Below are 12928 nucleotides of genomic sequence, written 5' to 3' on the forward strand. Positions count from 1 at the left end.
TTCGAATCATGCGGCAGGCGTTCGAATGGTCCGGTCGCGGCGGCATCGTTGGGGGTCGCCACATGCGCGTCCGTGACAGCGAATGGCGGCGGCGCGGCGCGCTGCCGCGGGCGGTTCCGGAGGCAGCCGATGACCGCGCGTGAGCTGACGCCGGGCAGGGTGACGCTGTCCGAGCTTGCCGACATCTACTGGAACGAAGCTCCGGCGGTCCTGGACGCGTCGTGCCGGCCCGACATCGACGCGGCAGCGGCACTTATCGCGGCGGCCGCGGCAGGCGACGGCGCAGTCTATGGCGTGAACACCGGCTTTGGAAAGCTCGCGAGCATCAAGATCGCACCGGGAGATACCGCGACGCTCCAGCGCAACCTGATCCTCAGCCATTGCTGCGGCGTGGGCCCGCCGGTGTCGCGCCGGATGGCGCGGCTCATCATGACGCTGAAGCTCTTGTCCTTCGGGCGCGGCGCGTCGGGCGTCCGCTGGGAACTCGTGGCGCTGCTGCAGGAGATGCTCATGCGCGGCGTGACCCCGGTCATTCCGGCGCAGGGCTCAGTTGGCGCCTCGGGCGACCTCGCGCCGCTCGCCCATATGACGGCGGTTCTGATCGGCGAGGGCGAGGCCGAATTCGACGGCAAGGTTCTGCCGGGGGCGGAGGCGCTGGCGCAGGCGGGGCTCGCGCCGGTCCAGCTTGGCCCGAAGGAGGGGCTTGCCTTCATCAACGGCACGCAGTTCTCCACCGCCTTCGCTCTGGCTGGCCTTTTCGAGGCCTGGCACGCGGCGCGGGCCGCGCTGGTGATTTCGGCGCTCTCGACGGATGCGATCATGGGCTCGACCGCGCCCCTGCAGCCGGAGATCCACGCGCTGCGCGGCCATCGCGGCCAGATCGAGGCGGCCGAGGCCATGCGACGCATCCTCGACGGGTCTGATATCCGCGAAAGCCACCGCGAGGGCGACACGCGCGTGCAGGACCCTTACTGCATCCGCTGCCAGCCGCAGGTGACCGGGGCGGCGATGGACGTGCTGCGGCAGGCCGCCACGACGCTCGTGACCGAGGCCAACGCGGCGACCGACAACCCGCTGGTGCTGACCGGGGCCGGGCTGATCGTTTCGGGCGGCAATTTTCACGCCGAGCCGGTCGGCTTCGCCGCCGACATGATCGCGCTCGCCGTCAGCGAGATCGGCGCGATCGCGCAGCGCCGCGTCGCGCTGATGGTCGATCCGACGCTGAGCTTCGACCTGCCGCCTTTCCTGACGCCGTCACCCGGGCTCAATTCCGGGCTGATGATCGCCGAGGTGACCTCGGCGGCGCTGATGAGCGAGAACAAGCACCTCGCCACGCCCTGCGTCACCGACTCGACGCCGACCTCGGCAAACCAGGAGGATCACGTGTCCATGGCCGCCCATGGCGCGCGCCGCCTGCGGCGCATGATCGAGAACGTGAAGCACATCCTCGGCATAGAGCTTCTGTGCGCGGCCCAAGGGATCGATTTCCGCGCGCCGCTGCAGACGAGCGTGCCGTTGCAAAATGTCGTTTCGCGGCTTCGCCGGGAGGTCGCCACTCTGAACCAGGACCGCTACCTCGCGCCCGACATCGCCGCCGCCGCGGCACTCGTGGCGTCGGGCGAGATCGTGGCGGCCGCCGAGATCGAACTGCCGGAGTTGGACGGATGAACTTATTTGAGGTCGTGCGGGGCGACAGCCCCGTTATTCTGGGCCAGCCGCATGGCGGCACGCATGTGCCCGACGCGATCGCGCCGCGCCTGAACGACACCGGCCGGGCTCTCGCCGATACCGACTGGCACATCGCGCGGCTCTACGCCGGGATTCTTGTGAAGGCGACGATCGTGAGGTCGAATGTGCACCGCTACGTGATCGACGCCAATCGCGATCCCTCCGGGGTGTCGCTCTATCCCGGCCAGAACACGACGGGCCTGTGCCCGCTGACCGATTTCGACGGACAGGACATCTGGCGCGAAGGGCAGGCGCCGTCGGGGGATGAAATCGACGCGCGGCGGGAGGCGTATCACGCCCCCTACCACGCGGCGCTGGCCGAAGAGCTCGCGCGGGTAAAGGCGCGTCACGGCTGCGCGGTGCTCTATGACTGCCATTCGATCCGGTCGCGGATTCCATTTCTCTTCGAGGGCACGCTGCCGGTCTTCTCCATCGGCACGAACGACGGCGCATCCTGCGCCGCGCGCGTTCAGTGTGCGACCTCTGATCCCTGCCTGAAGGCCGAGGGCATGGATGCCGTCGTCAACGGCCGCTTCAAGGGCGGCTGGACGACGCGGCACTACGGCCGCCCGGACGAGAACGTGCATGCGGTCCAGATGGAGCTCGTCCAACGCGCCTATCTCGAAGCCGAAGCGTCGCCGTGGACCTATTCGGCCGATGTCGCGGATCCGACGCGCGAGGTGCTCGGCGCGGTGCTCGCCAATCTCGACCGCCTCGCCCGTTCCGGCGAACTGCTCTGAAGGAGACCGACCATGTCCGACCGCAAGAACGTTCGCGACATCTACCCGCCGACCGGAACCGAGCTGAACGCCAAGAGCTGGCTGACCGAGGCGCCGCTTCGCATGCTCATGAACAACCTGCATCCCGACGTGGCCGAGAACCCGCATGAGCTTGTCGTCTATGGGGGGATCGGGCGCGCGGCCCGGACCTGGCGCGACTTCGACCTGATCGTCGACAGCCTGAAGAAGCTCGAGGCGGACGAGACGCTAGTCGTCCAGTCGGGCCGGCCGGTTGCCATCGTGAAGACCCACAATGACGCTCCGCGCGTGCTGATCGCGAATTCCAATCTCGTGCCGCACTGGGCCACTTGGGAGCATTTCAACGAGCTCGATAGGAAGGGGCTCATGATGTACGGCCAAATGACGGCCGGATCGTGGATTTACATTGGAACACAGGGGATTGTGCAGGGAACCTACGAAACCTTCGCCGAGGCCGGACGCCAGCACTACGGTGGCGACATGGCGGGCCGCTGGGTGCTCACCGCCGGTCTCGGCGGCATGGGCGGGGCGCAGCCCCTTGCCGCCGTCTTCGCGGGGGCGTGCTGCCTTGCCGTCGAATGCGACGAGACCCGCATAGATTTTCGAATTAAAACAAAATACTTGGACGAGAAAGCCAAGACTCTGGACGAAGCACTCGCGCTCATCGAAAAGTGGACCACGGTGGGCGAGGCGAAATCGGTCGGGCTTCTCGGCAACGCGGCGGACATCGTTCCCGAAATCGCGCGCCGGATGAAGGCGGGCGGCATGCGGCCCGACATCGTCACCGACCAGACCTCGGCGCATGACCCGGTGCACGGCTATCTGCCGCTCGGATGGACCGTGGCCGAATGGCGCGAGCGGCAGGAGAGCGACCCGAAGCGGGTCGAGCGCGAGGCGCGCGCCTCGATGAAGGTCCATGTCGCGGCGATGGTCGAGTTCCACGAGGCGGGCGTGCCGACCGTCGATTACGGCAACAACATCCGCCAGGTCGCGAAGGACGAGGGGCTGGAGAACGCCTTCGCCTTCCCGGGTTTCGTGCCGGCTTATATCCGGCCTCTCTTCTGCAAGGGGATCGGCCCGTTCCGCTGGTGCGCGCTCTCGGGCGATCCGGAGGACATCGCCAGGACCGATGCGGCGATGAAGCAGTTGTTCCCGGAGAACGAACACCTTCACCGCTGGCTCGACATGGCGAGCGAGCGGATCGCCTTCCAGGGCTTGCCCGCCCGCATCTGCTGGATCGGGCTTGGAGACCGGCACAAGGCGGGGCTGATGTTCAACGCGATGGTCGCGCGGGGCGAGCTGAAGGCCCCCATCGTCATCGGTCGCGACCATCTCGATTCGGGCTCCGTCGCCTCGCCCAACCGCGAGACCGAGGCGATGAAGGACGGCTCGGACGCGGTGTCGGACTGGCCGCTCCTGAACGCGCTCGTCAACACCGCGTCGGGCGCGACATGGGTCAGCCTGCATCACGGCGGCGGCGTCGGCATGGGGTTCAGCCAGCATGCGGGCGTGGTGATCGTCGCGGATGGCACCGAGGACGCGGCGAAGCGGCTGGAACGCGTTCTGTGGAACGATCCGGCCTCGGGCGTGTGGCGCCATGCCGATGCCGGCTACGAGACCGCGATAGATCACGCCAAGGCGTGCGGGCTGCGGCTGCCGGCCATCCTCGGGAACTGACAGAAGGCTGCTGACGGCCGCGCACGACGGCTTGCGCGCGAACGGCTGCAAGAGAGGCGCGGTTGATCTGTATCATGGCTCCGTGCTCGCTCAGCGCGTAGCCCTTCACGAGACACAGAAAACGACCTCCGAGGTATCGTCATGAACGCTCCTTCCGCATCCAGCGCCAATGAGGACAGCGGGCGCGTGACGCCGCTGACTGTCGCGAAGGCCCAGCCGCCGGTCCCGACGCCGCTCGGGGATCATTCCGGCGCGCCGACGGGCATGATGCTTGCCACAGACACAATCCTGCAGGACATCGACATGGGACTGCGGGCGCAGGTCGCGGGCTTCACCGGCGGCCTGTCGCCCAGCGCTCTGGCGGGGGCGTGGTCGGACTGGGCGACGCATCTGGCCACATCGCCGGGCAAGCAGATCCAGCTTTCCGTCAAGGCCGCGCGCAAGGTCCAGAGACTGACGGGATTCCTGGCCCGCTGGGCGATGATGCGGGAAAGGGCCGAAACCTGCATCTGCCCCTTGCCGCAGGACCGCCGGTTCGACGGCCCGGCGTGGAAGTCCTGGCCCTACAATGTGCTGTCGCAGACGTTCCTGCTGAACCAGCAATGGTGGCACAATGCGACGACCGGCATCCGGGGCGTGACGAAGCAGCACGAGAAGGCGGTCGAGTTCGCCGCCCGCCAAGTGCTCGACGTCTTCTCGCCATCGAATTTCGCGCTAACCAATCCCGAGGTGCTCGAACGCACGGTCAGCACGGGCGGGATGAATTTCGTCCTCGGCTGGCAGAACTTCCTCGCCGACTGGCAGCGGATCGTCTCCGGCGCGCAGGAGGAGGGGCGGGAGGACTTCGTGCCCGGCAAGGATGTCGCTGTGACGCCCGGCAAGGTGGTCTACCGCAACCGGCTGATCGAGCTGATCCAGTATGCCCCCGCGACCGAAACGGTCCGGCCCGAGCCGGTTGTGATCGTCCCGGCCTGGATCATGAAAGACTACATCCTCGATCTGTCGCCGGAGAACTCGTTCGTGCGGTACCTGACCGAGCAGGGCTTCACCGTCTTCATGATCTCGTGGAAGAACCCCGAGGCCTGCGACCGCGACCTCGGGATGGACGATTACATGCGGCTTGGCGTCCAGTCGGCGATCGACGCGGCCAGCGCGATCACCGGCGGGCAGAAGGTGCATGCGACGGGCTATTGCCTCGGCGGCACGCTCTTGGCCATCGCCGCCGCCGCGATGGCGCGCGACGGCGACGATCGCCTGGCGAGCCTCACGCTTCTGGCCGCCCAGACCGATTTTACCGAGGCTGGGGAACTGACGCTCTTCATCAACGAAAGCCAGATCGCGTTCCTCGAGGACATGATGTGGGAGAAGGGCTATCTCGATACAAAGCAGATGGCCGGCGCGTTCCAGCTTCTGCGTTCCAACGACCTGATCTGGTCGCGGCTGGTGCGGCACTACCTGATGGGCGAGCCGGAAAGGATGAACGACCTCATGGCCTGGAATGCCGACGCCACGCGCATGCCCTACCGGATGCATTCGGATTACCTGCGTCGGCTTTTCCTCGACAACGATTTCGCCGAGGGGCGGTACGAGGTCGACGGTCAGCCGACCGTCCTGTCGGACGTGCGCGTGCCGGTCTTTCTCGTGGGCACCGAACGCGACCATGTCGCGCCGTGGCGGTCGGTCTACAAGTTCCAGCTCATGGGCGACACAGACGTGACGTTCCTGCTGACGAATGGCGGTCACAATGCCGGCATCGTCTCGGAACCGGGACACCAGGGGCGTCATTTCCGGATGCGCCACGCCGCGCGGGACGACAGCTATGTCGATCCCGAACGGTTCATGCAGACAGCGCCGTTGACCGAGGGGTCGTGGTGGCCGGCGCTGGCGGGATGGCTGGCCGAGCGCTCTGGCGCGCCGGTGCCGCCGCCGACGATGGGCGCGCCCGACCGGGGCTTGCCTGCGCTCGGGCCCGCGCCCGGCGCCTACGTATTCGCGGCCTGAAGCGCTCTGCAAGCCGGTCGCGCGATCACGGGCACACCTTTGGGGGGTGTGCCCGGTTCCGTTCGTCCGCCGGATCGGGTCCGCGCTCGCGGCTCCCGGTTACCTGTCGTCGATCCTCAGCCGGACGGTTACCAGGGCGGCAATCGCCAGGGCTAGACCGACGCCCGCGACACAGGCTTCCCAGCCGTAGCGGTCGAAAAGCTGACCGAGCAGCGCTGCCCCGGTCAACCCGCCGACATAGTAGCTGGCGAGGTAGAGGCCGCTCGCCGCCGCGCGGTCGCTGCGCGCGGCGCGGCCGATGAAGCCGGTGGCGAGCGCCTGGACGAAGAACGTGCCGACGCCGACAAGGACCATCCCGCCGAGCACGCTGACGAGGTTCGGCTGGACGAGGAGCACGAGGCCAGCCGCAGCCACGGCCAGCCCGCCCCATAGCGCCGGCCGCGTACCGATCCGGCCCGCGACCGCGCCCGCGAGAGGCGTGGTGACCATCGACGGCAGGAAGACGAAATACACGATTCCAAGCGACATGGGCGACAGCGAAATCGGCGCGGCGGCCAAGACGAAGTTCACGTAGGTGAAGATACCGAGAAAGGCGAAGAGCGTCAGGAAGCCGATCCCGAACGTCGCCCTGAGCGCGGGATTGTTCAGATGATCTGCCCAGCTCGCCAGCGGAGAGCGCGCCGGTCCCGGCGAGGCCATCGGCGACATCCGGTCGAGGTTGAGGAAGACGAGCGCCGCGCCCGCGAGATTGAGCGCCGCGAAGAGGTAGAAGTTCGCGCCGACGCCGAGAAGGTCGGAAACCGTCGCCGCGACGAGGCGGCCGACGAGGTTGCTCGCCACAACCCCGGTGACATAGGCCGCGAGCGTGCCGGCGATTTCCTCGGCGCTGCAGTGCTCGGCGAGGTAGGCCATCGTGAGCGCGAAGGCCGCGGCCATGAAGATACCTTGTGCGATCCGCAGCGCGGCGAAGCTCGCGAGCCCCGGTGCCACGGCAAGGAGCGAGGTGGGGATCGCAAGCAGCGCGAGACTGATCCAGATGCCCTGCCGTCGGTTCAGGCGGCCGCTGATCAGCGCGACGCCGAGGCACGAGAGCGCCATGCCAATGGTGCAGACATTCACCGCGAGGCCGATTGCCGAAGGGGTGACGTCGTAAACCTCGGCCAGTGTCGGAAGGATCGCCTGCGTTGCGAAGAGATCGACGAGCGTGAGAAAGCCGATCACGCCGACGATGATCGAACGCAGCCGCATGGCGCGTGCCTTGGGCATCGGCGGCAGGGAGGAGGGATGGAGTTCGAGCGAGGAGTTTGACATTGGGGCGGCCTATCTGTTCGTGACACTCCATTCATGCCCTCTGGCGCGCGCGCGGAGAAATGCCGCGTCGCTCTGAAATCGATAGGGCGGGCGCATCGATTTCAGAGCGACGCGGCATTTCCAATCCACGGTGCAGCTTCGTAGCTTTCTCCAACGCACCCTCATGTGGAGAACACGGTATGGATCACGCGCTTTCAGGAACAAAGGTCAAACCGGCGGCGCGCCGCAGGGCCGCCGGATCGGCTGGCGGGCCCGTCGCGGACAGGCAACTGGCCGGAAAGGCCGCCATCGTGACCGGCTCGACGAGCGGTATCGGTCTCGGCATAGCCGAAGCCTTCGCGCGGGCCGGAATGAACGTCATGCTGAACGGCTTCGGCGACAAGCGTGAGATTGAAATCATCCGTGCGCGGCTGGCGAAGGAGTACAAGATCGACGCCGCGTTTTCCGCCGCGGACATGTCTGTGCCCGACGAGATCGCGGCCATGGCGGACGATGCGAAGCGGCATTTCGGTGGCGTCGACGTGCTCGTCAACAATGCCGGCATCCAGCATGTCGAGGCGGTCGAGAACTTTCCCGTCGCGAAGTGGGACGCGATTTTGGCCATCAATCTTTCCTCGGCGTTTCATGGCATCCGCGCGGTCGTTCCCGGGATGAAGGCGCGGGGCTGGGGCCGCATCATCAACGTCGCGTCCGCCCACGCGATCGTCGCCTCGCCTTTCAAATCGGCCTATGTCACCGCGAAGCATGGTATGCTCGGCCTGACCAAGACCGTGGCGCTCGAAACGGCGGAGCATGGCGTCACCGTCAACGCGATTTGCCCCGGCTACGTGCTGACGCCGCTGGTCCGGAACCAGATCCCGGAGACCGCAAGGGCCCGGGGCATCAGCGAGGACGAGGTGATCCGCGATGTCCTGCTTCATGCTCAGCCGACGAAACAATTCGTCACCACTGAGCAGATCGGGGCGCTCGCGGTCTTTCTGTGCAGCGAGGGCGCGGCGTCCATCACGGGCGCGGCGCTGCCCATCGAAGGCGGCTGGACCGCGCAGTAGCGGCCATTTCCGGAGGAGAAGATGAAAAACGCATCGATAGTCGGGGCCGAAGCGGCCGGATCACCGGACGGCAAGAAGTTTGCCGCGGGCGGGCGCCAGGTCGCGCTGGTCTTTCAAGGCGGCGGAGCGCTCGGCGCTTATCAGGCAGGCGTCTATCAGGCACTGCACGAGGCGGGGGTCGAACCGGACTGGATCATCGGCACCTCGATCGGCGCGATCAACGCCGCGCTCATTGCCGGCAACAAGCCGCAGAACCGACTGCCGAGGCTGGAGGAATTCTGGCGTCTCGTGTCGCGCAAGTCCTTCGCCGGCCTGACCGCCGGCTGGCCGCAGCTCACCCGGCCGATGGCCTATGTGAACACGCTGTTCCAAGGTATCCCGAACTTCTTCGAGCCCAACCCCTTCGCCTTCATGGGCCAGCACGTTCCGCTCAATCCCGACCGCGCCGGCTATTATTCGACGCGGCCGCTCGAGGAGACGCTGCTCGATCTCGTCGATTTCAAGCTGATCAACCGCAACAAGCCGCGTCTGACGGTCGGGGCGGCGCATGTCCGCTCGAGCCGGATGCGGTATTTCGACAGCCGCGACATGGAGATCGACGTCAAGCATATCCTCGCCTCCGGCGCCCTGCCGCCGGCGTTTCCGGCAGTGCGCGTGGAGGGCGAGCTATACTGGGACGGCGGGATCCTCTCGAACACGCCGAGCGAGGTCATCTTCGACGACAATCCGCGCCGGAATTCGCTGATCTTCGCGGTTCATCTGTGGAACCCCGAGGGGTCCGAGCCGGGTACGATCTGGGAGGTTCTGCACCGCCACAAGGACGTCCAGTATTCGAGCCGGGTCGCCAACCACATTGCCCGCCAGCAGACCGCGCATCACCTGCGCCACATCATCAAGCGGCTGGCCAGCTACGTGCCCGAGGCCGAACGAATCCAGGACGAGGTGCGCGAGCTCGAAAGCTGGGGATGCCAGACCCAGATGCATGTCGTCCGGCTGCTCGCGCCGTCGCTCGCCTATGACGACCACACCAAGGATGTCGATTTCAGCCTCGAGGGCATACGCGGGCGGTGGCAGGCCGGGCTGGAGGATACGCGCAAGTCGATCGAAGCCGAGCCCTGGTCGGGCGAGTTCGATCCGCTCGAAGGCGTCTTCCTTCACCAGGCGCCTTGGCCGGGTGCCGTCGTCGCCGAACACGCGGACCTGACCGAGTTGACGCGAATGGGCGAGCCGCATTCATCGGTCGCCGTCTGACGCAGGACGGGGCAGGGCGGCGGAACGGACGGAGATGAAGGCCATGAGCGAAAGATATGACGCGATCGTCATCGGCACCGGCCAGTCCGGCCCCGCCCTCGCCCAGCGGTTCGACCGCGAAGGCTTGCGGGTCGCGGTGATCGAGCGGAAACACTTCGGCGGCACCTGCGTGAACACCGGGTGCATCCCGACCAAGACGCTTGTCGCCAGCGCCCGCGTCGCGCACATGGCGCGCCGGGCGGCCGAGTACGGGGTTGATCTGGGATCGGCCGTGACGGTGGACATGAAGCGCGTCAAAGCGCGCAAGGACGCCGTCGTGGCGCTCTCGCGCGTCGGCGTCACCGACTGGATGGAGGGCTTGAAGAACGGCCGCGTCTTTCGCGGCCATGCGCGGTTCACGGGCCGCCGGACCGTGCGGGTGAACGGCGAAGAGCTGGCCGCCGACCGGATCTTCATCAATGTCGGCGGCCGGGCTTTCGTCCCGGACATCAGGGGTCTCGACACGGTCCCGTATCTTACCAACAGCACGACGATGGAGGTGGATGCCCTTCCCGAACATCTCATCGTCATCGGCGGCAGCTATATCGGCCTTGAATTCGCCCAGGCCTTCCGGCGGTTCGGGTCGCGCGTGACCGTCGTCGAGATGGCCGACCGGCTGATCCCGCGTGAGGATGCCGACGTGTCAGAGGCCGTCCGCGACATTCTTCAGGCCGAGGGCATCGCCGTGCGCACCGGAACGAAATGCCTTTCGGTGAGCGAGAGGGACGGGCGCATCGCGCTTGGCGGCGCGGGCGACGGCGGCAAGCCGCAGGTCGAGGGAAGCCACCTCCTGCTGGCGGTGGGGCGACGGCCGAATACCGACGACCTCGGCCTCGACACGGCCGGCGTCGAAGTGGACGACAACGGTTTCGTCACCGTCGACGATCAGTGCCGCACGTCCGTCGACGGCATCTGGGCAATCGGCGACGTCAACGGTCGTGGCGCCTTCACCCACACCTCCTACAACGACCACGAGATCGTCGCGGCCAATATCTTCGACGATGACAACCGCAGGATTTCGGACCGCGTTCCCTGCTACGGCCTCTTCATCGATCCGCCCCTGGGGCGCGTCGGCCTGACCGAACGCGAGGTCCGTGAGCGCGGCATCAAGGCGCTCGCCGCGAAGCGCATGATGACGACGGTCGGGCGGGCGCGCGAACGCGGCGAGACCCAGGGCTTCATGAAGGTGGTCGTGGATGCCGGGACGAAGGAGGTGCTCGGCGCGGCCATTCTCGGCGTGAACGGCGACGAAGCGGTGCAGGTGTTTCTCACCGCGATGGCCGAACGTCTACCGGCGACATCGATCGCGCGCACCATGCACATCCATCCCACGGTGTCGGAATACCTGCCAACGCTGATCGGCGATCTCAAACCGCTATGCTAGCCGCTCGCGGTTGCTCGCCCAGGGCGGCGAGCAGGTCGTCGACGTCCATCCGCTTGCGGTAGTCGGGATCGACGAAACAGCCACGGACGATTCCTGCCTCGTCCAAAACGAAGGTCGCCGGTATCGGCAGGATCCAGTTCTCGCAGTTGTGGAACTTCGCAATGTCCCAGCCGGCACTCTTCATGGCGTCGCGCTTCTCGTCGTTGATCATGATCGCGAGGTTGAGTTCGAGCGCGTAGCCGCAGTCGATATCCGACAAGTAGGGAAAGTTCGCCCCCGCGTCGGTCTTGAGCGTCTTGTTGTACTTTTCCGTCTCGGGCGTGATGATCACCATATGCGCGCCCATCGCGCGCACTTCCGGCTCGATCCCGGCGAGAGCGGCGGCGCCGATCCGGCAATAGGGACACCAGTGCCCGCGATGGAAGGCGACGACCAGCTTTCCGCCCGCGAGCAGCTTTGTGAGGCTGACCAATCGGCCGGTCTCGTCGGGCAGCACGAAAGGCGGCAACTTGTCTCCGACGTCCGGCGCCCCCTCGCCGGCGCCGCCGCGCCGAAGCCTGTCCACCATCCGGTCCACGATGTCCGCGAAATCCGGCGCAAGGCGGCGCACGTCGTCCGCCATCGCGCTGAGACGCTCGCCAAGCGGCGCATCCATCGTGCGACAGCGGTGCGTGCACGCATTGAGTTCTTCCGCGAGCGAGAGGACGGTCATGACATCGCCTCCTCCCCAGTGCGCCGATACGGTGACCCATCCGACCAGTCGTTTGCACGCAGAAGATTGATGAAAGTCTTGGCTGCGGCCGAATGCTGGCGCCCGAAGACGGTGTAGACCTGGACGCATCGTGACATCGGGCATTCCCGGATATGGCTGACGAGGAGATCGCCGTCGTACTTCCGGTCGGACGGCCAGATCCCAAGGCCGAGATTGGCCCGGACCAGGCCCGGAATATCGTCGAGCAGGCTCACCTCGTGCCAGATCGCGCTCGTGATGCCCATCTCCCGGAACCGCTGCTGCAGGGTCTCGGTCAGGACGCTGTTGGGCAGGCCCAGCAAGTGCGCGTCGGACAGGTCGATGATCTCGATCTCGTTCTTCTTCGCGAGACGGTGGTTGCGGGTGATCAGAAGCCCGAATTCCTGTTCGAACAGCTGTTTGGACTCGATCCGGTCCCAGAACTCCGAGAGGGGTTCGGACACCGCGATCTCGGACTCGCCTTTCTTCAGACGGTCCGTGATCTCCTCCGCCGTGCCGCGGAACATCTTGATCTCGATGTTCGGGAACGCCTCGCCCAGTTCGGCGAGCATCGGGGTCAGGAGCGCGAGGTCGATCGAGCGCGACAGCGCGATGGAGAGTGGCGCGTGGCCGCCGGCGTGGAATCGCCGGGCCAGTTCCTTCGCATTCAGGTTCGCCTCGTAGCATTCGCGAAGCGGGGTCAGGATCGCACGACCGAATTCGGTCAGATGCGTGAGCTTCCGTTCCCGGCGAAAGAGATGGCCGCCGAGCTCCGCCTCGAGCTGGGCGATCGCGCGCGACAGGGCGGGCTGCGACACGTTGCAGTCCTCTGCCGCCTTGGTGAAATTGAGCCTTTTCGACAGCGCGAGAAAATAACGAATCTGGTGAAGTTCCATCTTAGCCCCCAAGTGATGGCAGACGGATCAACGATACCAAGACATATTCCACTGAACGCTTCATCTTACTCCCGCGTGGCGCGGCGCGCCACAGTTTCTCACGC

Annotated in this window: 10 protein-coding genes; 7 read left to right on the plus strand and 3 right to left on the minus strand. The window is 66.4% G+C overall.

Annotation, left to right across the window (positions count from 1 at the left end):
• Nucleotides 1–129: 129 nt before the first annotated feature.
• From hutH to DEA8626_RS05070, 4 genes are all read left to right on the plus strand, one after another.
• Nucleotides 130–1668 (plus strand): histidine ammonia-lyase, encoded by a 1539-nt coding sequence (gene hutH / locus DEA8626_RS05055; RefSeq protein WP_108851948.1) that lies wholly within the window; start codon nucleotides 130–132, stop codon nucleotides 1666–1668.
• Nucleotides 1665–2468: an N-formylglutamate deformylase gene (hutG, locus tag DEA8626_RS05060; RefSeq protein WP_108851949.1), complete on the plus strand. Its 804-nt coding sequence runs from the start codon at nucleotides 1665–1667 to the stop codon at nucleotides 2466–2468. Before hutH ends, hutG begins: the two co-directional genes overlap by 4 nt.
• Before the next feature lie 12 nt (nucleotides 2469–2480).
• Nucleotides 2481–4163 carry a urocanate hydratase gene (gene hutU, locus DEA8626_RS05065; RefSeq protein ID WP_108851950.1) on the plus strand — a complete coding sequence of 561 codons (1683 nt, stop codon included), beginning with the start codon at nucleotides 2481–2483 and terminating at the stop codon, nucleotides 4161–4163.
• A gap of 141 nt (nucleotides 4164–4304) precedes the next feature.
• Nucleotides 4305–6164: a PHA/PHB synthase family protein gene (locus DEA8626_RS05070; protein WP_219929166.1), complete on the plus strand. Its 1860-nt coding sequence runs from the start codon at nucleotides 4305–4307 to the stop codon at nucleotides 6162–6164.
• 99 nt (nucleotides 6165–6263) lie between these two features.
• Here DEA8626_RS05070 and DEA8626_RS05075 read toward each other — a convergent pair whose 3' ends face one another.
• Entirely contained in the window at nucleotides 6264–7475 is a 1212-nt protein-coding gene (locus tag DEA8626_RS05075; RefSeq protein ID WP_108851951.1) for an MFS transporter, read from the minus strand.
• A gap of 179 nt (nucleotides 7476–7654) precedes the next feature.
• Here DEA8626_RS05075 and DEA8626_RS05080 point away from each other — a divergent pair, with 179 nt between their 5' ends.
• Genes DEA8626_RS05080 through DEA8626_RS05090 form a run of 3 tightly spaced genes read left to right on the plus strand, consistent with a single transcriptional unit; the run spans nucleotide 7655 to nucleotide 11198 of the window.
• On the plus strand, nucleotides 7655–8524 hold the full coding sequence (locus DEA8626_RS05080; protein ID WP_108851952.1) for a 3-hydroxybutyrate dehydrogenase: 870 nt from the start codon (nucleotides 7655–7657) through the stop codon (nucleotides 8522–8524).
• Between the two features lie 21 nt (nucleotides 8525–8545).
• Nucleotides 8546–9775 carry a patatin-like phospholipase family protein gene (locus DEA8626_RS05085; RefSeq protein WP_108851953.1) on the plus strand — a complete coding sequence of 410 codons (1230 nt, stop codon included), beginning with the start codon at nucleotides 8546–8548 and terminating at the stop codon, nucleotides 9773–9775.
• A 43-nt stretch (nucleotides 9776–9818) separates the two neighbouring features.
• Nucleotides 9819–11198, plus strand: a complete 1380-nt coding sequence (locus tag DEA8626_RS05090; RefSeq protein ID WP_108853322.1) for an FAD-containing oxidoreductase — start codon at nucleotides 9819–9821, stop codon at nucleotides 11196–11198.
• Here the strand turns inward: DEA8626_RS05090 and DEA8626_RS05095 are convergent.
• Nucleotides 11182–11910, minus strand: coding sequence for a peroxiredoxin-like family protein (locus tag DEA8626_RS05095; protein WP_108851954.1), 729 nt, complete (start codon nucleotides 11908–11910; stop codon nucleotides 11182–11184). The genes DEA8626_RS05090 and DEA8626_RS05095 overlap by 17 nt on opposite strands.
• On the minus strand, nucleotides 11907–12824 hold the full coding sequence (locus DEA8626_RS05100; RefSeq protein WP_108851955.1) for a LysR family transcriptional regulator: 918 nt from the start codon (nucleotides 12822–12824) through the stop codon (nucleotides 11907–11909). Before DEA8626_RS05100 ends, DEA8626_RS05095 begins: the two co-directional genes overlap by 4 nt.
• Nucleotides 12825–12928: the final 104 nt, after the last annotated feature.

It is taken from the genome of Defluviimonas aquaemixtae, assembly GCF_900302475.1.
In the GTDB taxonomy this organism is placed as follows: domain Bacteria; phylum Pseudomonadota; class Alphaproteobacteria; order Rhodobacterales; family Rhodobacteraceae; genus Albidovulum; species Albidovulum aquaemixtae.

What these genes read in the sequence shown, in the direction of transcription:
- hutH (WP_108851948.1), top strand. Translation starts at nt 130, where the DNA reads ATGACCGCGCGTGAGCTGACGCCGGGCAGGGTGACGCTGTCCGAGCTT.
- hutG (WP_108851949.1), top strand. Translation starts at nt 1,665, where the DNA reads ATGAACTTATTTGAGGTCGTGCGGGGCGACAGCCCCGTTATTCTGGGC.
- hutU (WP_108851950.1), top strand. Translation starts at nt 2,481, where the DNA reads ATGTCCGACCGCAAGAACGTTCGCGACATCTACCCGCCGACCGGAACC.
- DEA8626_RS05070 (WP_219929166.1), top strand. Translation starts at nt 4,305, where the DNA reads ATGAACGCTCCTTCCGCATCCAGCGCCAATGAGGACAGCGGGCGCGTG.
- DEA8626_RS05075 (WP_108851951.1), bottom strand. Translation starts at nt 7,475, where the DNA reads ATGTCAAACTCCTCGCTCGAACTCCATCCCTCCTCCCTGCCGCCGATG.
- DEA8626_RS05080 (WP_108851952.1), top strand. Translation starts at nt 7,655, where the DNA reads ATGGATCACGCGCTTTCAGGAACAAAGGTCAAACCGGCGGCGCGCCGC.
- DEA8626_RS05085 (WP_108851953.1), top strand. Translation starts at nt 8,546, where the DNA reads ATGAAAAACGCATCGATAGTCGGGGCCGAAGCGGCCGGATCACCGGAC.
- DEA8626_RS05090 (WP_108853322.1), top strand. Translation starts at nt 9,819, where the DNA reads ATGAGCGAAAGATATGACGCGATCGTCATCGGCACCGGCCAGTCCGGC.
- DEA8626_RS05095 (WP_108851954.1), bottom strand. Translation starts at nt 11,910, where the DNA reads ATGACCGTCCTCTCGCTCGCGGAAGAACTCAATGCGTGCACGCACCGC.
- DEA8626_RS05100 (WP_108851955.1), bottom strand. Translation starts at nt 12,824, where the DNA reads ATGGAACTTCACCAGATTCGTTATTTTCTCGCGCTGTCGAAAAGGCTC.